Origin of the sequence: Mesorhizobium sp. M0243 (assembly GCF_040321775.1) — a bacterium.
In the GTDB taxonomy this organism is placed as follows: domain Bacteria; phylum Pseudomonadota; class Alphaproteobacteria; order Rhizobiales; family Rhizobiaceae; genus Mesorhizobium.
In genome coordinates, this window is sequence record NZ_JAMYSF010000006.1 from 225,249 (window position 1) to 246,660 (window position 21,412).

19 protein-coding genes and 1 pseudogene are annotated in these 21,412 nt (G+C 65.1%); 11 read left to right on the forward strand and 9 right to left on the reverse strand.

Annotation, left to right across the window (positions count from 1 at the left end; translation table 11 throughout):
• Positions 1-108 precede the first annotated feature (108 nt).
• Complete coding sequence (locus tag NKJ11_RS10770) at positions 109-1,611, reverse strand: helicase HerA domain-containing protein (RefSeq protein ID WP_127297074.1); 1,503 nt, start codon at positions 1,609-1,611, stop codon at positions 109-111.
• 206 nt (positions 1,612-1,817) lie between these two features.
• Here NKJ11_RS10770 and NKJ11_RS10775 point away from each other — a divergent pair, with 206 nt between their 5' ends.
• Complete coding sequence (locus NKJ11_RS10775; protein ID WP_013530714.1) at positions 1,818-2,123, forward strand: hypothetical protein; 306 nt, start codon at positions 1,818-1,820, stop codon at positions 2,121-2,123.
• Between the two features lie 58 nt (positions 2,124-2,181).
• Here the strand turns inward: NKJ11_RS10775 and NKJ11_RS10780 are convergent, their stop codons facing one another.
• The 3 genes from NKJ11_RS10780 to NKJ11_RS10790 all read right to left on the reverse strand — a co-directional run bounded on the left by NKJ11_RS10780 (position 2,182) and on the right by NKJ11_RS10790 (position 5,045).
• Positions 2,182-3,012, reverse strand: a complete 831-nt coding sequence (locus NKJ11_RS10780) for an aldo/keto reductase (protein ID WP_352732322.1) — start codon at positions 3,010-3,012, stop codon at positions 2,182-2,184.
• Positions 3,013-3,156: 144 nt separating this feature from the next.
• Complete coding sequence (locus tag NKJ11_RS10785) at positions 3,157-3,789, reverse strand: Vgb family protein (RefSeq protein WP_352722043.1); 633 nt, start codon at positions 3,787-3,789, stop codon at positions 3,157-3,159.
• Between the two features lie 35 nt (positions 3,790-3,824).
• Positions 3,825-5,045 (reverse strand): helix-turn-helix domain-containing protein, encoded by a 1,221-nt coding sequence (locus NKJ11_RS10790; RefSeq protein WP_352793265.1) that lies wholly within the window; start codon positions 5,043-5,045, stop codon positions 3,825-3,827.
• 293 nt (positions 5,046-5,338) lie between these two features.
• Between NKJ11_RS10790 and NKJ11_RS10795 the strand changes: the two genes are divergently transcribed.
• From NKJ11_RS10795 to NKJ11_RS10805, 3 genes are all read left to right on the forward strand, one after another.
• Entirely contained in the window at positions 5,339-6,091 is a 753-nt protein-coding gene (locus NKJ11_RS10795; RefSeq protein WP_352441795.1) for a DUF899 domain-containing protein, read from the forward strand.
• Positions 6,092-6,174: 83 nt separating this feature from the next.
• On the forward strand, positions 6,175-6,435 hold the full coding sequence (locus NKJ11_RS10800; protein ID WP_128305764.1) for a hypothetical protein: 261 nt from the start codon (positions 6,175-6,177) through the stop codon (positions 6,433-6,435).
• A 49-nt stretch (positions 6,436-6,484) separates the two neighbouring features.
• Complete coding sequence (locus NKJ11_RS10805) at positions 6,485-7,489, forward strand: zinc-dependent alcohol dehydrogenase family protein (protein WP_352793266.1); 1,005 nt, start codon at positions 6,485-6,487, stop codon at positions 7,487-7,489.
• A gap of 63 nt (positions 7,490-7,552) precedes the next feature.
• On the opposite strand, the gene NKJ11_RS10810 is transcribed toward NKJ11_RS10805, so the two are convergent.
• A complete protein-coding gene (locus NKJ11_RS10810) occupies positions 7,553-8,551 on the reverse strand; it encodes a bestrophin family protein (RefSeq protein WP_352611150.1) in 999 nt (332 codons plus the stop codon).
• Between the two features lie 56 nt (positions 8,552-8,607).
• Entirely contained in the window at positions 8,608-9,228 is a 621-nt protein-coding gene (locus tag NKJ11_RS10815; RefSeq protein WP_352611149.1) for a TetR/AcrR family transcriptional regulator, read from the reverse strand.
• A gap of 289 nt (positions 9,229-9,517) precedes the next feature.
• Here NKJ11_RS10815 and NKJ11_RS10820 point away from each other — a divergent pair, with 289 nt between their 5' ends.
• The 6 genes and pseudogenes from NKJ11_RS10820 to NKJ11_RS10845 all read left to right on the forward strand — a co-directional run bounded on the left by NKJ11_RS10820 (position 9,518) and on the right by NKJ11_RS10845 (position 17,315).
• Positions 9,518-10,015: a (2Fe-2S)-binding protein gene (locus NKJ11_RS10820; protein WP_023814339.1), complete on the forward strand. Its 498-nt coding sequence runs from the start codon at positions 9,518-9,520 to the stop codon at positions 10,013-10,015.
• Entirely contained in the window at positions 10,012-11,070 is a 1,059-nt protein-coding gene (locus NKJ11_RS10825; protein ID WP_352554559.1) for an FAD binding domain-containing protein, read from the forward strand. The genes NKJ11_RS10820 and NKJ11_RS10825 overlap by 4 nt, the downstream gene beginning before the upstream one ends.
• Positions 11,060-13,318 (forward strand): xanthine dehydrogenase family protein molybdopterin-binding subunit, encoded by a 2,259-nt coding sequence (locus tag NKJ11_RS10830; protein WP_352793267.1) that lies wholly within the window; start codon positions 11,060-11,062, stop codon positions 13,316-13,318. Before NKJ11_RS10825 ends, NKJ11_RS10830 begins: the two co-directional genes overlap by 11 nt.
• A 226-nt stretch (positions 13,319-13,544) precedes the next feature.
• On the forward strand, positions 13,545-14,024 hold the full coding sequence (locus NKJ11_RS10835; RefSeq protein ID WP_023814336.1) for a (2Fe-2S)-binding protein: 480 nt from the start codon (positions 13,545-13,547) through the stop codon (positions 14,022-14,024).
• A pseudogene (locus NKJ11_RS10840) lies at positions 14,021-15,003 on the forward strand (FAD binding domain-containing protein). The gene NKJ11_RS10835 and the pseudogene NKJ11_RS10840 overlap by 4 nt, the downstream one beginning before the upstream one ends.
• Positions 15,000-17,315, forward strand: coding sequence for a xanthine dehydrogenase family protein molybdopterin-binding subunit (locus NKJ11_RS10845; RefSeq protein ID WP_128305771.1), 2,316 nt, complete (start codon positions 15,000-15,002; stop codon positions 17,313-17,315). The pseudogene NKJ11_RS10840 and the gene NKJ11_RS10845 overlap by 4 nt, the downstream one beginning before the upstream one ends.
• 156 nt (positions 17,316-17,471) lie before the next feature.
• Here the strand turns inward: NKJ11_RS10845 and NKJ11_RS10850 are convergent, their stop codons facing one another.
• Both NKJ11_RS10850 and NKJ11_RS10855 read right to left on the reverse strand, forming a co-directional pair.
• Entirely contained in the window at positions 17,472-18,182 is a 711-nt protein-coding gene (locus NKJ11_RS10850; protein WP_352793268.1) for an outer membrane protein, read from the reverse strand.
• 302 nt (positions 18,183-18,484) lie between these two features.
• The gene (locus NKJ11_RS10855; protein WP_245486383.1) at positions 18,485-19,627 is read right to left on the reverse strand and encodes a helix-turn-helix transcriptional regulator; all 1,143 of its coding nucleotides are present in this window, start codon (positions 19,625-19,627) and stop codon (positions 18,485-18,487) included.
• Between the two features lie 234 nt (positions 19,628-19,861).
• On the opposite strand from NKJ11_RS10855, the gene NKJ11_RS10860 reads away from it, so the two are divergent.
• Positions 19,862-20,824: an AraC family transcriptional regulator gene (locus tag NKJ11_RS10860; protein ID WP_128305773.1), complete on the forward strand. Its 963-nt coding sequence runs from the start codon at positions 19,862-19,864 to the stop codon at positions 20,822-20,824.
• Positions 20,825-20,898: 74 nt separating this feature from the next.
• Here NKJ11_RS10860 and NKJ11_RS10865 read toward each other — a convergent pair whose 3' ends face one another.
• Positions 20,899-21,411 carry a hypothetical protein gene (locus tag NKJ11_RS10865; RefSeq protein WP_128305774.1) on the reverse strand — a complete coding sequence of 171 codons (513 nt, stop codon included), beginning with the start codon at positions 21,409-21,411 and terminating at the stop codon, positions 20,899-20,901.
• Position 21,412 lies beyond the last annotated feature (1 nt).

Consider the following 21,412-nt stretch of genomic DNA (forward strand, 5'->3'; position numbering starts at 1 on the left):
ACGGCGCATTTCGGCGTCGGCGATTTCACCGTTGCCGTCAAAAATTGGCCGCGATGACGGTGACTGAAAAAGCCTATCGCCACATTCGCTCAAAGCGCCCGCCCCGCCTCACAGCGCCAGGCTCCCCTGCTCCACCTCCTCGGCATTCGGATCTCCCGGTGCGGTGGCCCAGGCCAATTCGACCAGCGTCACGGTGCGCCGGCCTGTCCCGTCGAGTTGGCAGACGATGAGCCCCTGCTCCTCGATATAGGTCAAGAGGCGCCGGGCGCGGCGCAGCGAGTGCGAGCCGTAGGCGCGGGCGATCGCGGCGTCGCTCGGGCACGGCCAGCCCTCTTTCGCCGCACGGGCGATCATCATGAACACGCCCTGCATGTCGTCGGGCAGCAGCGACGCGCGGACAGAAACGTCCCGCCACGCGTCATCCTGCGTCGTCTCGGAACCAAGACCGGCACGGGCGCGCGTCAGCATGCGGCGGAACTCCGGCAGGTCCGGCACAACCGAGGCGAGGCCTTCTATGCGGCAGCGGACCACGAATTCCTGATAGAGCACGCCGATCACGCGAAAACCGGCGTCGGGTTGCGCCAGGATGGCGCGCAGCACACGGTCGACGCGCTCGCGGCGCTCGGCCAGATCCTCCGCGCTGATTTGCGGCTCCGCCGGCTCGGGACGCATTTCCAGTGCCGCCGATTTGGCCGCCATCAGCTGGTCGAGCAGGTCCGGCGACGCCGGGCGGCGCGGCGTGCGCACCGTCTCGGGGGGCGGCGCCGCCAGGATGATCGCGCGTGCGTCTTCCAGCGCGGATTCCGGCATTGCCATGAGCCGCGGCGTGCCGTTGCGCGGGCTGGTGTCGGTCGGGCCGATGCGCAGCCCCAGCGGACGGCGCGACAGCGCCGGACCGAGCGCCATGAACTGCCCGCGTTCCAGATCGCGGAACGCTTCCGCCTGGCGCCGTTCCATGCCCAGAAGATCGGCGGCACGCGCCATGTCGATATCGAGGAAGGTGCGGCCCATGAGAAAATTGGACGCCTCGGCTGCGACGTTCTTGGCGAGCTTGGCCAGGCGCTGGGTGGCAATGATGCCGGCCAGCCCGCGCTTGCGGCCACGACACATCAAATTGGTCATGGCGCCGAGCGAGAGCTTTCGCGCTTCGTCCGACACCTCTCCGGCCACCGCTGGCGCGAACAGCTGCGCCTCATCCACCACCACCAGCATCGGGTACCAGTGGTCACGGGCGACCTCGAACAGCCCGCCGAGGAAGGCGGCGGCACGCCGCATCTGGTTCTCGGCGTCGAGCCCTTCGAGATTGAGCACGGTGGAGACGCGATGCATGCGCGCCCGCTCGCCGGCCGCCTGCAGGCCGCGCTCGGTATGCTGCTCGGCATCGATCACCAGATGGCCGTAACGGTCGCCCAGCGAAACGAAGTCGCCCTCGGGATCGATGATGGTCTGCTGCACCCAGGGCGCGCTCTGCTCCAGCAGGCGCCGCAACAGATGCGACTTGCCGGAGCCTGAATTGCCCTGCACCAAAAGGCGCGTCGCGAGCAGCTCCTCAAGATCCAGCTTCGCCGGGGCGCCTGCGGTCGTCTGTCCCATCTCGATCGCAACGGTCATCTCGACTCAGGCGCTCCTTCGCAGACGGGCTTATCAACTGGGTCACGGCCCGTCGAGCGCGCATGACCGCCTGCGGCGTGTTGCGCACAACTGTGCAGGCACCGTCTGCAGGGTCATCAGCCGATGCCTGACTGAAACTTTGGGTTGACCCCTTCGGACCACGAGGCGACACTCCATCCAACGCTAGGAGTACGAGGAGAAATGCGATGGACGAGCCCGAACGGTGGCGGCACATGTCGACGGCGCCGAAGGATGGCAGCCGGATCCTGGTCACGGTGCGCCCGTCCGAACAGGGGCCGGCGGAAGTCGACCTCGCCTATTGGTCGCGTGCCGACCAGTTCGCCTCGGAAGGCTGGCGCGCATCGGACTCCTCGCCCGGGCGCGTTATCGAATACGCTGACCCGGAACTGAAGTGCTGGATGCCGCTGCCGACGGCCAACCTCAGCCGCGCGTCGATGCCGGCGCCGTGGGAAGGCGAAGACGCCCAGCAGCTGGATGGGTCCGGGATTTAAGAGCGCGGAGAGGCCGGAGATTGGCAACTCCACGGTTGGCGTCTCTAACCTGCTCCTCTCAGAACAGGAACGCGGCCGTGGCGGGGTTGGGCCCGTTGCGGCCTTCGGGCGAATCCATGCCGCGGATCGTCTGCAGGTCCTGCGCATCCAGTTCGAAATCGAAGACATCGAAATTGGCGGCGATGCGATCCCGGCGGATCGACTTTGGAATGACGATCAGCCCCTCCTGGAGATGCCAGCGGATGATCGCCTGGGCGACGGACTTGCCATGTTTTTTGGCGATGCCTGCAATGGTCGGATCGCCGAGCAGCCGGCCGCTGCCCAACGGGCTCCAGCTTTCGATACGGATGTCGTGCTTGGTGTGAAAGTCCCTGACACCGCGTTGCTGGAACTGGGGATGCAGCTCGATCTGGTTGACGACGGGCGTCACGCCGGTTTCCGCGATGATGCGCTCCAGATGGTCCGGGTTGAAATTCGAAACGCCGATCGACTTGATGCGGCCGGCCTGCCGGAGTTCGACCAGCGTCTTCCAGGCCTCGACATATTTGTCTTGGCTGGGCACAGGCCAGTGGATCAGGAACAGGTCGATCTGCTCAATGCCGAGCTTGGCCATGGTGTCATCGAAGGCGCGTAGCGCCGCATCGCGCTGGTGTGCGCCGTTGCGCAGTTTCGAGGTGATGAACAGCTCAGCCCGCGACACGCCGGCGCTGCGGATCGCCTTTCCGACCCCTTCCTCGTTCTGGTAGCCTTCGGCGGTGTCGATCAGGCGATAGCCGGCCTCAATGCCCCAACCCACCACCTCGGCGGTAATATCCTGGTCGACCTGCCACACGCCAAGGCCGAGTTGGGGAATGGCGGAGCCGTCGTTCAATGCGATCTGTTCGGGCATGGGGGATCCTTTGCAAAGCGGGTCCGGGCGTTCTGCCCGGTGCACAGCCTATCTAGGTCCGACAGGGTGCGACGACCACCCGACAGCGGACAAATTGCCGTGTGAAGTGCGCCTGCAGCCGTGATCTCGGCGTCAGCCGCAATCTCATCGCGGCCGGCGCACCGCCCGCACCACACCGGCCGAAGTGCTGCCGCAATAGAGGCGGTCGCCGCCATCGGATTCCAGCCCCGACACGCCCATGCCGGCCGGCATGTCGAGCTTCTCGAGAACCTTGCCTGATCGCGGGTCGACGCGGCGCAGGTCGCTCTGCTCGCCTTCCCAGGTGGCGTGCCATAGCTCGCCCTCGACCCATGTCACCCCGGTGACGAAACGGTTGGATTCGATGGTGCGCAGGATCGCCCCCGTCTCCGGGTCGATCTGATGGATCTTGCGTTCGCGGTATTGCCCCACCCACAGCGTCCCTTCGGCCCAGGTCAGCCCGGAATCGCCGCCGCCGCCTGGCGCCGGAATGGTCGCCAGCACCTGGCCGGTATCTGGGTCGATCTTCTGGATGCGGTCATTGGCAAGCTGGAAGAAATGCTGGCCGTCATAAGCGGTGCCGGCATGTGCCGCGACATCGATCGAGCGCAGCGCCTGCCCGCTTTCCGGATCGAAGGCGTTCAGCTTCTCGCCCGAGGCAAACCAGACGTTGTTGCCGTCAAAGCTCACCCCATGCACCCTCTCCACATCGGCAAAGGGTCCGTATTCGCGCAGGATTTCGGCTTTTGAATGTTTCATGTCTTTATCCTCACGAGATGATCTGATGTGCCTTACTAACCACTCGGCAGCGGCGCCGGGAGTAACAAGGTGGTCGTGAATCCCGCCACCGGCGGCGTCATCCAGCGGCGCGCCCGGCCGTGACCGAAAAACTGCACCTTGCCGGCCTCGCCAAGCTGCTCCAGCGCCCGCTGCACGCTGCGCTGGCCGGTACCGAGCGCCAGTGCCAGCGCCGAACTCGCCCAGGATTCACCATCGGCAAGGAAGGCCAGCACTGCCGCGTGCCGCTCCTCGATCGGCCGGGCCAGCACCAGCACCTCGCGTCCGTGGCGCGGCGCCAGCGCGAAGCCCTGCCTGGTCGCGCCGATGTCGGCCAGCCCGCGCAATTCGGCGCGCAGCCGGCCGATCTCGACCCGCAGCCGCGCCCGGTGCGATTCATCGGCGTGCCTGCCGCCGAAGGCTTCAGCGATCAGCCTCGCCCTCGACACATCGCCTGGCCACGCTTCGGCGAGCGTACGGGCCAGCGCAAACAGCACCGGGCGCGTTGCCAGCGAGACCGTTTTCTCCTGTTGGCGCACGACGTAGCGAAAGCTATCGACCAGCAGCGCCGGCGACGCCTGCAACGCCTCGACGTCCTCAAGCAGCAACGGGCGCTGATTGCCAGCCGCGATCAGCCGCGCCGCCGGCGTGTCCAGCGCCAGGAAAGCGCTGTCGACCTCTGCCATCAGGCCCGGAATGCCGGCCCGGCGGGCGGCGTGGCGTGCCCACTCCAACGCCCTGCGCGCCGGCTTCGTCTTGAGGCGCCGCATCGCGATGCCGGCAACGGCGAGCTCGTGCGCGGCCCTCGAGGCCGGCGGAAGCGGCATCGGATCGAGCCCGGCCAGCACATCTTCAGCCTCATCGAGACGGCCGATCAGCAGCAGACGCCGCACCTTGAGGTGGCCGGCATGCGCGGCGTTCAGCCGGTCGCCATGCTTTTCCAGCGTCGTCCACGCCGCATCCAAAGCCTTGGCCGGCCAGCCGAGGTCACGCGAAACCAGCGCGATCTCGGCCTCGGCGACGACGCATCTGGCGCGCGCCACCGCCTCTTTGGGGCCGAAGCCACGCGCGGCACGCCGCAGCAGCGCCTTGGCGCGGTCAAGATCGCCGAGCTGCGCCATCGCAATGCCGCGCAGCGCCAGCGCCGGCGCATCCTCACGCAAGGCAACGCGGTCCAGCGCGCCAAGCGGATCACCTGCCGCCAACGCCAGTCCAGCCGCGGTGATCAGCGAGTCCATTCAAATCCCGTCACACTTGTAACTCCCACCCCCAGTGCTCAGCGCCCTAACTTAAGTCATGGCCGCCAACCAGCAAGCCGTATCGGCAGCGGCACAACAAGGGAGAACCACGCGATGAACGACACTGTCGGGGGCACCGAGCGGATGCGCCACCCCTGCTGCGGCGGGCCGGCTCTTTCAAATCCCGTCACACTTGTAACTCCCACCCCCGCGATTGACCGCCCTATTCTAGCTCACGGCAAGCAACCACACGTCGCAACAGCGCGACAACAGACTGGCAAAGGAGACGACCAATGACCAAGCACATCGCAATGAAGACCCCGCCGATCGTTTCGCAGCAGGACTGGGAAGCCGCCCGCGAACAGATGCTGGTGAAGGAAAAGGCAACGCTGCGCGCCAAGGACGCATTGGCCGCCGAGCGCCGGCGCATGCCCTGGATGGAAGTGGACAAGGCCTATGTGTTCGAGGGGCCGAACGGCAAAGCGAGCCTGCTCGATCTGTTCGAAGGCCGCCGCCAGTTGATCGTCTATCGCGCCTTCTTCGAGCCCGGCGTGCATGGCTGGCCCGATCACGCGTGCCGCGGCTGTTCCCTTGGCGCCGACCAGGTCGGCCACCTCGCCCATCTCAATGCCCGCGACACCACGCTTGCCTACGCTTCACGTGCCCCGCAGGCCGACATTGCGCGGCTGAAGCAGCGGATGGGCTGGGAGATGCCGTGGTACACAATCACCGACAGTTTCGACAAGGACTTCGGCGTCGACGAATGGCACGGCCACAACGTCTTCATCCGTGACGGCGACCGCATCTTCCGCACCTACTTGATCAACAGCCGCGGCGACGAGGCGATGGGCACCGTCTGGAGCTATCTCGACGCGACGCCGCTCGGCCGCCAGGAAATTTGGGAGGATTCGCCCGAAGGCTATCCGCAGACCCCGCTCTACTCCTGGTGGAACTGGCACGACAATTACAACGCCGGTGCCGACAAGAAATGGGAAGAAGTGTCTGCTGCCGGCGAGGCGGCGTTCCGCGACAAGGGCGAGTACTAACGGTTGTCCAGCCTGGGTTCCTCTCCCCGCTCCGTGAGGAGAGGAACCTGTCGTGGCTGGCATAATCATCAGGGATCAAGACCATGAGCGATATCCACACAGGTGCCGGCAGCGCGATCCCGGAAGCCACCACCCTCGGGCTGGCCGACTGGCTTTGCCTTGCCGCGGCACCGACCTTCGCCGTGATGGCGCTGCTCACCTGCATCTTCAGCGGCGATGCGGCCATGCAGTGCATGGGCACCAACGCCTCGCCCCTCACGGGCATGGCCGCGATGTATCTGCTGATGAGCGCATTCCATCTGGCGCCCTGGCTGCGGGTGATTTCCGGCAGGCAGGTCCGCTAGGCGCAGCGCGCCGTTCCAATTCCAAACACCCCACAAATCGGAGAAGACAATGAGACTGGTCAGGCTGAGAGCGCCGGGCGGCTTGGGCAATCTCGACCTGGTCGAGGAAGATCCGCCCCAGCCAGGGCCGGGCGAGGTGCTGGTCAGGATCCGGGCTTGCGCGTTGAACATGCGCGACGACTTTGCCGTGCAAGGCAAGATGCCTCTCGCCGACGGCCGCGTTCCACTCTCCGACGGCGCCGGCGAAGTGATTGCCCTCGGCGACGGTGTCGATGCACTCAAGCCCGGAGACAGCGTCGTCAGCGTCTTCTATCCCTGGTGGCTGGGCGGCGACATGATGCCCTCGACCCGGCGCGATATTCCGGGAGACAGTTTCGACGGCTTCGCCAGCGAGTATGTCTGCATGCCGGCGCACGCTTTCACTAGGGCACCGACAGGCTATACGCATGTCGAGGCGGCGTCGCTCACCTGCACCGGCGTTACTGCCTGGCGCGGCCTGGTTGTGTGCGGCAAGGTGAGGCCGGGCGACGCGGTGCTGGTCCTCGGTTCGGGCAGCGTATCGCTGTTCGCGCTGCAATTCGCCAAAGCCGCCGGCGCCCGGGTCATCGCCACCTCATCCGACGAGCAGAAGCTGGAGCGGCTCAAGCGCCTCGGAGCCGACGCCATCATCAACTACAAGTCCGTCCCGGACTGGGGCCGCAAGGCCAGGGATTTGACCGACGGACGCGGCGTCGATCACGTGATCGAGGTCGGCGGACCCGCCACGCTGGCGCAGTCCATTGCGGCCTGCAGAACGGGCGGTCACATCGCGCTGGTCGGAGTCCTGACCGGCTTTGCGGCGGAAGTGTCTATCCCCGCCCTGTTTTCCAACCAGATCCGCATCAGCGGCATTTCCATCGGCAGCCGGGCCGACCAGGAGGATATGATCCGGGCGATAGAGGCTATCAGGCTGAAGCCCGTCATAGACCGCCATTTTCCGCTGCAGGACATCGCCACCGCCGTCGCGCACTACGAATCCCAAAAGCATTTCGGCAAGGTCTGCCTTGAAGTTTGAGCACTCTCCACCAGCAGCACGATGAAGGGGACCGTCGGGTCCGTGCCTTCGTCGTGATTCTGCCTAGGTCGCGATGTCGTTGACCGGCAGCAGGGGCTTGGGAAGGTCGGCCTCACCGAGCCCGCTGCGCAACTCGATCTCGATGTCGCGGCATATCTGCGAGATCGGAACGTCGTTGGCGTTGCCCTCGAATGGGTTGGCGCTGCTTTCGCCGACCTGGTCGAGGGACATGTAAGCCCAGCCCAGCAGCGTGCTGAACGGGATCGTCAGCCAGATTGCGATCGACCCGAGCGCGCCACCCAGTTTGCCCATATCGGCAAAGACGGGAACGACCCCGAATGGCAGCAGCGTGCAGAAGATCATCACGAACATCGAACTGACGATGGCGTATTGCCTGGGATAGGGATTGTTCTTGATGCGATCGCAGCGCGCCTGCTGGTCATGGAAGTCGCGGATCAGCTTGGTCAGTTCGCCATAGATCTGAGGAGGGAGCTTTGTGTCCTTGAACAGCGCATTGACCTGGACAGATTGCAGTTCGAGCAGGGCTATCGCCGGCTGGGGCGATTTCAGGACGTCCTCGGCCTGTTCGGCGAGCAGTGGAGCCAGCTCGTTGGCGACCGAGCTCGCATCCTCATGGATACGGTAGCGCCGCCGGTATTCGATATTGGCGGCCCGCGCCATGGATTCCCATGGCATCGGCCGGCGCAGGGAAAAACGCAATGCCGTCATCCAGGCGATGTGGCGATAGATGAGCTGTCTGGCCGTCGGCGCGTCGAGGAAATCCCTGCAGAAATTGGACCACAACCGGCTGCTGGCCGTAATTTGCGTAAAAGCCTGCAGCGCGTCGCTGCTGCGGGTGAACACCTGCGAATTCTTGAACCCGGCAACGAGTGATACGGTGGTGCCAAGCACCAGCACCACCGACCATGGCACCGAGAACCCGGCGATGCCCGGAAAACGGTAGGCCGCCACGGCCAGTCCGCTCACCACCACCATGTAGATGACGCTGCGCCGCGACCAGAGCGCGAAATCCACTATTTTGTAGGAACGGCCTACATACATCGGGTCCCCTCAACTTATCGACAGGTGTGGTTTTGCACCGCCGGAATCTCGTCGCCTCATTGCGCCTTTGCAGCCCCGAACCGCAACCCGTCCATCAGCAGCTTGACCAGCCGGCGCGAACGGTCGCGCCATTCCGGGGTGTCGGGTGCCGAGTAGATGCCCGACAGCGCGTGCAGCACGTCGGAAGCGTCGACGTCGCCGCGGATGGTGCCGTCGGCCACCGCCGCCTCGACCAGTCGTCGCAAGGCTTGCGACACCCGGCCGAACGTGTCGGAAAACAGCGTCGAATTGGTGGTGAGCACAATGCGCAGGCTGGTCGCCAGGCCGCGCTTGGTGGCGATGTAGTCGACGAAGCGCTGCATCCACTGTTCCAGCGCGACATCGGACGGATGTTTTTGGGCAAGCTCGCCGGCGGCCGCGCACAGCGCCTCCACCTCGCGGCGATAGACCACCTCGACCAGATGCTCGCGCGTCGGGAAATGCCGGTAGAGCGTGCCGATGCCGACGCCGGCGCGGCGCGCGATCTCCTCCAGCGAGCCATCGATTCCGCGCTCGGCAAAGACTGACACCGCCACCTCGACCAGCCGGTCGCGGTTGCGCCGCGCATCGGCGCGCAGCGGCTTTGCGTCTACGGCCTCGGCCTTCTGTTCAGCAATGGCGGACGGCTCGCTGGCCAATTTTTCTCCACATCGTGTCAGGGGGCTTGAACCCGGCCGGGTCAGCCACCACGTAATAAACGGAGGCGCCTCCGTTTTAGTGGAGCACCTTTATCATATAATCAGGGGAACCGGTATGTCACGTCTTTCGAACACGCAAGCCGACATCTCCCCTGCCCGCCTGCCTCGCGGGAGACCCGCTGCCATCTCCGCTTTCGCCGTCAAGACCTGACCGAACGGTTACCTTGCCCTTCTGCGGCAAGGCACCAGTTCAATCCCATCCGCGTCAAGCAACTGGAGCCAGACGCCCATGACCAGCCTTCCCATCACCCTCACCATTAACGGACACAAACACGAACTGGAGGTCGATCCACGCGTAACCCTGCTCGACCTGCTGCGCGAGCGGCTCGATCTCACGGGCACCAAGAAGGGCTGCGATCGCGGCCAGTGCGGCGCCTGCACGGTGCTGGTCGACGGCAAGCGCATCAACTCGTGCCTGGCGCTGGCGGTCAGCCATGACGGCGCCCAAGTCTTGACCATCGAAGGCGTCGCCCACGGCGAGGAACTGCATCCTGTGCAGGCCGCCTTCATCGCCCATGACGGCTTCCAGTGCGGGTTCTGCACGCCCGGCCAGATCATGAGCACGCTCGGCCTGATCGCCGAGGGACAGGCCGGCGACGATCCCGAACGCATCCGCGAGGGGCTGAGCGGCAACATATGCCGCTGCGCGGCCTATGGCGGCATCGTCGAGGCCGTCCTGGAAGCCCAGCAACAGCTTGTCAAAGCCGACCGGAGGACCGCGGCATGAGAGACTTCGACTACATCAGGCCCGCCACCATCCCCGACGCCATCGCCGCGGCAGCCGAGCCGGGCTCGGCCTATCTCGCCGGCGGCACCAATCTGCTCGACCTGATGAAAGGCGGCATCACCAGTCCCGAGCGTATCGTCGACATTTCCAGGTTGCCGGAGCTCAACCGCATCGAACGGCTGGACGATGGTGGCCTGCGCATCGGTGCGCTGGTCCGTAATGCCGACCTTGCCTACGATCCGGCGTTCGCCAAATCCTATCCGGCGGTGGCCGAGGCGCTGCTGTCGGGCGCTTCGGCTCAGCTTCGCAACGCCGCGACCGTCGGCGGCAATCTGTTGCAGCGCACGCGCTGCAGCTATTTCTACGACACCGCCAGCGCCTGCAACAGGCGCGAGCCTGGCGCCGGCTGCGACGCGCTGGAAGGCGAGAACCGCCTGCACGCCGTGCTCGGCTGGAGCGATGCCTGCATCGCCACCCATCCGTCGGACTTCTGCGTGCCGCTGGTGGCGCTCGATGCGGTGGTCGAGATCGAGGGCAAGAAGGGCCGGCGCCATGTGACGCTGGAGGAATTCCACCGGCTTCCCGGCGAAACGCCGCAACGGGAGAATGCGCTGGAGCCCGGCGACCTGATCGTGGCAGTGCGCCTGCCGGCGGAGGCGGCCTCCTTCTCCGCCAATGCCCGTTACCTGAAAGTCCGCGAACGCACCTCTTATGCTTTTGCCGTCGTATCGGCCGCGGCAGCGCTCGTCGTCGATGACGGCAAGATCCGCGCCGCAAGGCTGGCGCTGGGCGGCGTCGCGGCCAAGCCGTGGCGGGCACGAACGGCGGAAGCCGTCCTGCTTGGCGCGGACGCCAACGAGGTGAACTTCGCCAGTGCGGCGGAGGCCGCCCTGGCCGATGCCAGCCCATCCGGCGACAATGCGTTCAAGATCGAGCTTGCCCGACGCATCGTGGTCAGGGCGCTGATGTCTGCCCAGGCGGGAACGCCCGAGCGGCTGCCTGCCCTTCCTGCCTCCCCGTTCTCGAACATTCCCGGAGCGCGCCATGACGCTTGAACTCAGCCTCAACCAGCAACCCGCCCATGCCCGGCAGGGTTCCAGCATCGGCCAGCCGCTGACCCGTCGCGACGGCTTTCTGAAAGTCACCGGAGCCGCGCGCTATGCCGCCGACAACCATCCGCCCGGCATGCTTTACGCCGTGCTCGCTGTCTCTAGCATCGCGCGCGGCCGCGTTGCCGCGCTGGATATCGAGGCGGCCAAGGCGCACCAGGGCGTGGTCGAGGTGATGACGCCCAAGAACCGGCCGGCGCTCGCCGCCGATCCGGATGCCAAGGACCATCCCTTCATGTTCCGGCTCGACCTGCTGCAAAACGATCAGGTCCGCTACCCCAACCAGAGCATCGCCGTGGTGATCGCCGAGACGCTGGAGGCGGCGACCGGGGGGGCGGCGCTGCTGTCGCCGCGTTATGAAGTGCTGCCGGCGCGCGTTGGCCTCGACGGCGCTGAAAGCTTCGTGCCGCGCGGTGTCGGTGTCGGCGGTCCGGCGGTGCAGCACAAGGGCGATGTCGAGGCCGGCCTCAAATCCGCAAAGACGCGGATAGAGGCCACCTACGAGACGCCGGCCCAGTACCACAACGCCATGGAGCCGCATGCGATCGTCGTCGCCTGGGATGGCGACACACTGTCGATCGACACGCCGAGTCAGGGCCTTGCCATGGCGCAGGGCCGCATCGCCGGCCTGTTCGGCATCGCGCCGGAAAACGTCCACATCCGGAGCCCGTTCCTGGGTGGCGGCTTTGGCTCGAAAGGCATGATCTCCGGGCCGCAGGTGCTCGGCATTCTGGCGGCGCGCCTCGTCGGCCGTCCGGTCAAGCTGGTGCTGCGGCGTGAGCAGATGTACGGCCCGGTCGGCCACCGTGCGCCGACGCGCCAGACGCTGCGCATGGGCATGGATGGCGAAGGGCGGCTGACGGCACTCGACCATCACGCCAAGACTGCGTCGAGCACGTTCGACGATTTCTTCGAACCGGCGGCGGATGCCTCGCACACGCTCTATGCCAGCCCGGCCATCGCCACCTCGCACGATGCGGTGCGGTTGGACACCGGTACGCCGCTGTTCATGCGGGCGCCCGGCGAAGCCACCGGCTCGATCGCACTCGAAAGCGCCATCGATGAGGCGGCACACGCTTGCGGCATGGACCCGCTGGAGTTCCGGCTGCGGAACTATGCCGAGGTCGAGCCGATGACCGGCAAGCCGTTTTCCTCCAAGGCGCTGCGCGAGTGCTACAGGCAAGCGGCCGAGACGTTCGGCTGGGCGAGCCGCCCGCTTCAGCCTCGGCTGATGCGCGACGCCGACGGTTTCCTCACCGGCTGGGGCATGGGCACGGCGACCTTTCCAGCGCTCATGTTCCAGGCCGAAGCGCGTGCGGTGCTGAGGGCCGATGGCAGCGGCCTGATGGAGACCGGCGCGCAGGACATGGGGCAAGGCGCCTGGACCGCCTTCGCCCAGATCGCGGCCGACGGACTGGGACTGGATATCGACCAGGTCGATTTCAGGGCCGGCAGTTCCGACCTGCCCAATGCAGGCATTGCCGGCGGCTCCGGCCACACGGCGACGGCCGGCATGGCGATCCACAATGCGGGTGCCGCCGTCATCGCCAGGCTTGCCGATCTCGCCACCGGCAACGAGGCCTCGCCGCTGTTCGGCGCCGGCAATGAAGGCGTGCTGGCGCGCGGCGGCCACCTCTATCGGCGCGACGATGAAAGCCGCGGTGAAAGCTATGCCGAGATCCTCAAGCGCGCGGGCCTCACCGAGATCGAGGGCCATGGCAAAGGCGCTCCCGACCCGGCATCCCAGGAGACCTATGCCAAGCACGCGCACGGCGCCGTGTTTGCCGAGGTGAAGGTCGATCCGGATTTCGGCCAGATCCGCGTCACAAGGCTGGTCGGCGCGTTCGCCGCCGGGCGGATCATCAATCCCAGGCTGGTGCGCAGCCAGTATTATGGCGGCATGATCTGGGGCGTCTCGTTCGCGCTGAATGAGGAAGCCATCACCGACCGGCGCTCGGGCCGGATCCAGAATGCCAACCTCGCCGAATATCATGTCCCGGTGAATGCCGACGTTCCGTCGGTCGAGGCGCTGCTGGTCCACGAGGACGACCCTCATGTCAACGCGCTCGGCATCAAGGGCGTTGGCGAAATCGGCATCACCGGCACGGCCGGCGCCGTCGCCAATGCAGTCTGGCATGCGACCGGCGTGCGGCCGCGGCGCTTTCCGATCCGCATCGAGGACCTGCTGGGGTGAGGAGTGGTCCGCGTAGCGGACGGGAAGCCAATTGCTTGGCTCCCGTCCGACGAACGGTGAAAGCCCGGTCTGCCTTCGGGCGGATCAAAAGGTCCAGTGGACCTTTTTAAGGGGCTGAACGCCCGAAGGACAGGGAGCGGCAGCGAAGGGCCGCACAGCCGGCGCGAGGTCCCGCCGGCCAACATGAGTCAACCGACTTCGCGTCAAGCACTGGAGCCAGACGCCCATGACCAAAACAACGATCCCAGTTCATCTCGATATCAACGGTCATCATCACGATCTGCAACTCGAGCCGCGCGTCACGCTGCTCGACGCCTTGCGCGACCGGCTCGGCCTGACCGGCACCAAGAAGGGCTGCGACCACGGCCAGTGCGGCGCCTGCACCGTGCATATCGACGGCGAGCGTGTACTGGCTTGCCTGACGCTGGCCGCTCAGGTCGAGGGCCGCACCGTCACCACCATAGAGGGGCTTGCACGGGAGGGCGAAATGCATCCCGTGCAGGCTGCCTTCCTTGAGCACGACGCTTTCCAGTGCGGCTATTGCACGCCGGGCCAGATCATGTCGGCGGTCGCTTGCATCCGGGAAGGCCATGCCGGCTCCGACGACGAGATCCGCGAATACATGGCCGGCAATCTCTGCCGCTGCGGCGCCTATCCGCACATCGTCGCCGCCATTCGCCAAGCCGCCTTGGAGGTCGCATCATGAGGGACCTTTCCTATTTTCGCGCCAGCTCGGTCGATGCGGCACGCCAGGCGGCCGCCCTGCCCGGCGCCATGCTCTTGGCCGGCGGCACCACGCTGATCGATCTCGCCAAATGCGGCGTCGCCGAGCCCGAGACACTGGTCGACATCGCTCATCTCAAGGGATTGGACAGCATCGAGGTGGACGAACGCGGCGCCACCATCGGCGCGCTGGCCAGGATGAGCCATGTCGCCGACCATGCCGACATCAAGAGCCGCTTTCCTGCGGTGTCGGAAGCCCTGTGGCAGGCGGCTTCCGCGCAGATCCGCAACATGGCGACCATCGGCGGCAATCTGATGCAGCGCACGCGCTGCCCCTATTTCCGCGATCCCGCGAATTTCCCTGCCTGCAACAAGCGTGAGCCCGGCTCTGGCTGTTCGGCGATCGGCGGCGTTACCCGTGGCCATGCCGTACTCGGCACCAGCGAGGCCTGCATCGCCATGTATCCGGGTGACCTGGCCGTGGCGCTGGTCGCCTTCGATGCGATCGTGCATCTGGGCGAGCGCCAGATCCCGGTCGACGACTTTTTCCTGCTGCCCGGCACCACGCCGGATAGGGAACATGCGATTGAACCGGGCGAGATGATCACCGCCATTGAAATCCCCGGCTCGGCCGTTGCCCGGCGGTCGACCTACCTGAAATCCGCGACCGGCAATCCTATGAGTTTGCCGCCGCGAGCGCGGCGGTCGGTATCGAGTTCGAACCTGACGGCCGAACGATCCGCGATTTGTGCGTCGCACTCGGCGGTGTCGCGACGAAACCATGGCGGGCGCGGACCGTGGAAGACGCGCTGAAGGGCAAGGCGCTGGAGCCGGAAACCGTGCGGTCCGCCAGCCTGCTCGCTGTCGAAGGCGCCGTCGACCATGGCGCCAACCACTACAAGATCGAGCTCGCGCCGCGCGTCGTCGCGCGCGCCATCCTCAAATTGGGAGAAACGGCATGACCGTTCACATCGCAAGCACCGTTCACGTCGGAAGACACGGCGATGCGTCCGACGGCGCTTTTGCCGAAGCCGTCGGCGGCCGGCTGTCGCGCGTCGACGGCCCGGCCAAGATCACGGGTGCGGCCAAATACGCCGTCGAGCAGCAGCTCGAAGGCCTCGCCTACGCCGTACTGGTCGAGAGCACGATTGCATCCGGCAAGGTGCGCGCGATCGACACCAAGGCCGCCGAGGCGGCGCCCGGCGTGCTGCAGGTGCTGACGCCGGACACCATCATCAGCCTGAGGACCGCGGCGGACTGGTTCGGCACACCGCCGCCCGACAAGCCCTATTGCCCGCTTGCGCGCGACATCACTTTTTCGGGCCAGCATGTCGCCGCTGTCGTCGCCGAGACCTTCGAACAGGCGGTGGCGGCGGCAGCACTGGTCAAGGTCAGCTATGACGAGACGCCTGCCATCGTCGACCTCAGCGATGCCAAGGCCGGCGACGGCATCCCGATCGACGCCATGACCAAGGAATGGGGCGATGCGCAAGGTGCGTTCGCGTCGGCACCGGTCCGCATCTGCGCCGCCTACAACACGCCGCGCGAATACCAGGCGCCGATAGAGCCGCATGGGCTGATCGCGCGCTGGGAAGGCGATAAGCTCACAGTATGGGAGCCGAGCCAGTGGCTGGACGGGATGGCGCGCACCTATGCCGAATGGTTCGGCGTGCCGTTCGAGAATGTGCGGCTGGTCTCGCCCTATATTGGCGGTGGCTTCGGCTCCAAGGCGCTGGCGCTCAGCCATGGCGCGGTGGCCGCATGTGCCGCCAGAATGCTTGGCCGGCCGGTGCGCCTGGTGATGACGCGGCCGCAGACCTTCACCGGCTATGGTGGCCGCGCGGCGACGCGCCAGACGGTGACGATTGGCGCCGACGCGCAAGGAAAAATCCAGTCGATCGTGCATCGTGGCATCAACGAGACGTCGATGGACGGCATGTGGGTCGAGCCGCTCGGATCGGTCACCTCGATCATGTACGCGACGCCGAATTTCTCCTCCAGGCAGAATGTCGTGCGGGTGAATTCGGTAGTGCCGGGTGCCATGCGCGCGCCGGGCGAAAACCCCTCTGCGTTCGGCATCGAAAGCGCCATCGACGAGCTCTCTTACGAGGTCGGCATCGATCCGCTGGAAATCCGGCTCCGGAACTATGCCGAGCAGGATCCGCATGCCAAGAAAGCCTGGTCGACCAGACAGTTGCGCGAGGCTTTTGCCGCAGGCGCGGAGCGCTTCGGCTGGGCCAGGCGCTCGCCCGAACCGCGCTCGATGCGCGACGGCAACCAGCTGATCGGCTGGGGAGTCGCGGCCGGCACCTATCCGGTTCGGCGCGCCTATGGCGAGGCGATCGTGCGTATCCTGGCGGACGGCTCGGTCGAGGTCGAGAGCTCCTCGATCGACATGGGCCAGGGCACGTACACAATCCTGGCGCAAACCGCCGCCGAGACGGTCGGCGTGCGAGCCGACGACGTGGTGGTGAAGCTCGGCGACTCCCGTTTCCCCCGCGCCGGCGTCACCGGCGGTTCGCGGCTTGCCGGCGTCATGACGGGTGCGGTCTACAAGGCGGCGACCTCGGCGCTCGACCAGCTGATCGGCCTCGCCATCAGCGATCCGCGCTCGCCCTTCCATGCGCTGCAGGCCAACACCTTGGTCGTCGCCAACGGCCGCATCGCCTCGCCGCGCGGCGACGGCCCCGATGTCTCGATCGCCGAACTGCTCAAAAGCGTCGGCCGCGACCACATCGAAGCCACCGGCGACACCATGCCGGCCAATTCGACGCCAGAGGATCGTTACAAGAACTACACCACCATCGCCATGTCGGTGCCGCACACCGAGGGCGACTATTCCCGCCACTCCTGGTGCGCGCATTTCATCGAGGTGCGGGTCGACGAGGACTTCGGCACGGTGCGCGTGTCACGCGTGGTGTCGGCACTGGATTCGGGCCGGCTCTACAATCCCAAGCTGGCCGAAAGCCAGTGGAAGGGTGGCATCATCATGGGCATCGGCCAGGCACTGCTGGAAGAAGGCATCGTCGACCGCCGCCACGGCCGCATCGTCAACAACAACCTCGCCGATTACCTCGTGCCGACCAACGCCGACATCCCCGACATTGAAGTGATCTCGGTCGGCATCCCCGACCTGCATTCCTCGCCGCTCGGCGGCAAGGGCGTCGGCGAACTGGCCATTGTCGGCGTGGCGCCGGCGATTGCCAACGCGGTGTTCCATGCGACGGGAAAGAGGATCAGGGATCTGCCGATCACACTGGAGAAGCTAATCTGAGGGCGGTGGCTGATCTCCCACTCGAGGGAGATGTCGCCAGAGGCAACAGAGGGGGTCGCCGCGTGTAGAGCGCCGACCCCGTCTGCGGCAGCAGGCCGAGCCCCGCCGCCCCTGGCCTGCCGGCCATCTCCCGAGGGAGATTTGTAGCACCAGCAATCAGAACTTGTAGCTGAGCCCGACCCGGATATCCTGCGTCTGGAGGTCGACATGGGTTTCGGTGGGCAGGCCGGCGGCCACCGAGAGGTCCTGGCTGCCGAAATCCGAGTAGCGATATTCGGCTCGAGCGATCCACTTGTCGGTGAAGGCGTGCTCGATGCCGGCGCCAACGGTCCAGCCGACATGGCTGTCGCTGTGGAGCGTTACTTCGGCGGCAGGGCCACCGGCGCTGACCGCAATAAGCTCATACTTGGCCGCGGCGACGCCGGCAGTGATGTAGGGCAAGGTCCGATCGAAAGCATAGCCGGCCCGCAGCCGCGCCGACCCCGACCATTTGAGTTCGCTCTTGAGCAAGATGGTGACACCGCCGCCGCCGGCGTCGAGGGCCGTCAGCCCATCTATATTGCTGTACACAATGTCGGCCTCGGCGCCGATCACGAAGCTGTTCTCCATCTGGTAATTGGCGCCGATATGAACACCGCCGATAAATCCGTTCGGATCGGTGGAGACATTGAGATCGGTGGCCCCGCCCAGTCCGCCGCCGGCGATGAACAGATTGGATTTCCCGGCCGCGTAGCCGATGTCGACGCCGGCATAGAGTCCGGACCAGTCGTAGGTGGAGGCAACAGGCGAAACCTCATTGATATCAGCCGCACACGCCATACCGAGCGGCGCGAGAATCAAGGCCGTTGCGAGAAGAAGAGTTTTCATTGTTGTCTACCGCCCCAAGAATGTTGTGGTCCCCGCCGCGAATGCCTCGCGGAGATCCGGTGTTGTCGCCGCCCCGATGTCGCATTGTCCGTCGGACGTGTCTTGGGCTGGGCCGCACGCGAATTGTCCTGAAATGCAATGCCACGCTTTTTCGGCCGGTGTGGCCATTCAGCCTCAGTCGAATCACACCAGCTGGCACTGCCCAGCGCGGAGCCTGACGGCAACCATTCCCGCTACGGCTGGCGCGCGTTCATCGAGGTGCGCGTCGACGAGGATGTTGGGTCCCCGGCGATCGGCGCCCTTCACTGAGCTGCCAGCGGCGTGCCTATGTCCGAAACGAGTTTGACGAGATCGGCTTGGCGTCTCGTGCCGGTTTTGGCGAAGATGCGGTTGAGGTGGGTCTTCAAAGTGTTTTCGCCGACACCGAGCGCCAGCGCGCTCTTCGACGCGGACAATCCGCTGCCGATGCGCAGCAGGACCCGCGCCTCCGCGGGCGTAAGGTCGAACAGAGTGGCGAGAACGGCTTCCGGGAGTGGAGAAGAAGACGTCGTGGTCGAAACGAAGACGGCGGCACATGCGGGCCGGAAAGCAGCGCGAGCGGTTCCTTCGGTCAACGGCAATATATAGGCGACGGCGGGCGGCTGACCTGGGGCCGAAATGGGCAGGCCTATACCGCGGGAGCCAAGCGAGGTATCCGCGCTCGCGGCACTGGCGATTGCATCCAGCAGGGCGCGGGCCACCGCCGAATTCTGCACCTGGAGCAGACCGTTCCTGGAAAAAATGGGCCCTTGCAGCGAAAACATCCGTTCGGCAGCCCCATTCGCATGGAGGATTGCTCCGTTGGCGCCGGTAAGCACGACAGGCACGGCGAGATGATCGAGCGCCTGGCGGTAAAGGTCGGCGGTAACGCGAGCCTGATCGAGCAGATCTCCAATCAGCGACGCACGGCGCAGGTGCGGCGAGAGCAATGCCAGGAAGCGCTGTTCTTCAGCTGATATGATTCCCCTGTCGGCCCGCGTAGTGCAGCCCATGAGCCCGATCCGGTCCGGCGTATGGACGAATTTGGTGATGCAGGCTTCGCGCAATCCCTGCGGTTTGGCCCAATTCTGGAAAAATGGCGTCTGCTGGAGTTCGGCTTCGCTCATATGCGACAGCGTCGCAACGGGTGTGTCGATGTCGCCGACAACCGCGGCCTTCAGTCCGGGAACTGCGTCAAAGTCATAGTCCTCCTGGAGCACGCGCATTTGCACGGGATCCCAGGGCGATTGGGCCGCGAAGCGGCCATGATTGCCGGCAGTGCTGGCAAGCGCGACGGTGGTATAGGCTGCGTCTACAGCCTCCGTGATCCGGATCATTACCCCGGCCCAGCCTTCCGGATTCAAAACGCAATCGTAGATATCGCCGATGATCGACGAAAGGACTTCGCTGCTCAGTCTCTCCACCACGCCCCCAGTTTCCTGACGTGCCCACCTCCCCGGATGGGCGGGCCGCCGTTCGTTGTAAAAGAGGCAATCTCACCTCGGAGGATTTGCCGCGTCATACTTTCGGGTGACGCCATGCGTGATCATGCTGGATTATATATCTAATTCGATCAGTTGAACGCCAAACGATCAATGTTCCAGGATCAGGAAACATTTCGTTTCGATATTCTCTGAAGCTGTGGGTATCGGGGTGTTCCATTGTCACGAAAGACGGTGTTTTCATCGGCTCAACTGCCGTCGCATCTCAATGATCGCGATCGATTTTCCCTCTGGCAAGACATCCATGTCGCGCAGATATGGTCGGTCGAATACGGCATGTCGGACAACCTGCCTTTCGAAGCTGCGATCGAAGCCACAGCTGTCGGATCACTGGTTCTTGGCCAGATGTCCGGAACGATCAAGCATGCGACGAGGAACGCGAGCAATATCGCCGATGACGGCAACGGCGGTTATCTCCTGCTGATCAACAAATCCGACACACTGTTGACCGGCGTCCAGGCCGGCCGCGACTATGATGTCGGGCAGGGAGAAGCGGTGCTGGTCACAGCATCGGAAGCGCTGAAAATGGCCGGCGCCGACAGCAATGTGTGGACAAACGTGGCGGTCCCGCGCAGCGTCCTCGCACGGGCCTTCCCGCAGATCGACGACAGGCTGGCGTTGAAGATCGGCGCCGAGAACGAAGCTCTCGATCTTCTCAAGCGTTATTGCCAACTTCTTGAAACCGGCCGCCCTCTCATCTCGCCCGATCTGATTGCGCACGCAACGGAAACGATCGTCGATCTGATCGGCCTGGTGACAGGCGCCAAGGGTGAGGTTGCCGAACTGGCCGGCTTGCGCGGTCTGCGGGCAGCCAGGTTGCAAGCGGTCCTGGTGAAGATCGCGGACAATTTCGCCAAGCCCGGCATCTCGGCGCAAGGCGTCGCACAGGAACTCGGCCTGTCGGCGCGCTATGTTCACAATCTTTTGCAGAAGTCGGGTATCAGCTTCTCCGAGCGCGTTCTCGAACTGCGCCTGCAGACGGCCCACAAAATGCTTTCGCAGAGACAGAATGGCGAGATGCGCGTCAGCGAAATTGCCATGACCAGTGGCTTCAGCGATGTGTCGTACTTCAATCGCTGCTTTCGCCGCCGCTTCGGCTACACGCCGACGAGCGCCAGATAGAACCGGATACCCGGAAACCTACACACGACTCGATTCCGATTACCTCTCCGTCAAAAGCCGAGATCCGGCGGCGATCAATGGCGCCTCCGAATGCAATGGCCGATCGACGGCTTAAGCGAAACGGGCGGATCTGCGGCGCTGACCAGCGCGAATTCAACCACCGACGCCACCTTCATCACGCTCAGCCTGCGTGCTTCCACCGATTTGGGCCTCGGCGAATCAAGGCGACGGCGCGCGGCATGCTCGGCTGACGCCATGCCTTCGGTGATGTCACGCCGACCTCGACGTTCGCTTTTGCCGGCGGCGATCTCTTCACCATCGCCGGCGAATGTCCTGCAAAGCGCGAAGCGCGCGCGATGATCCAGATGCGACGGCAAATCCGCCGATGAGAAGACGTTCTTTTGCAAGGGACGACCGGCCTTTTCCACAATCGCAGTCTTCATTTCGACACGCACCGTATTGGACCAGATCACGATCTGTCCAGGGCCGGAAATACTTGTGCGCCAGGTGACAACTTCAGTGCCACCCTGGACAAGGGTTGACTTAAGTTTTTTAGATTTGGCCGGTTGATTCCAGAAATAAAACACC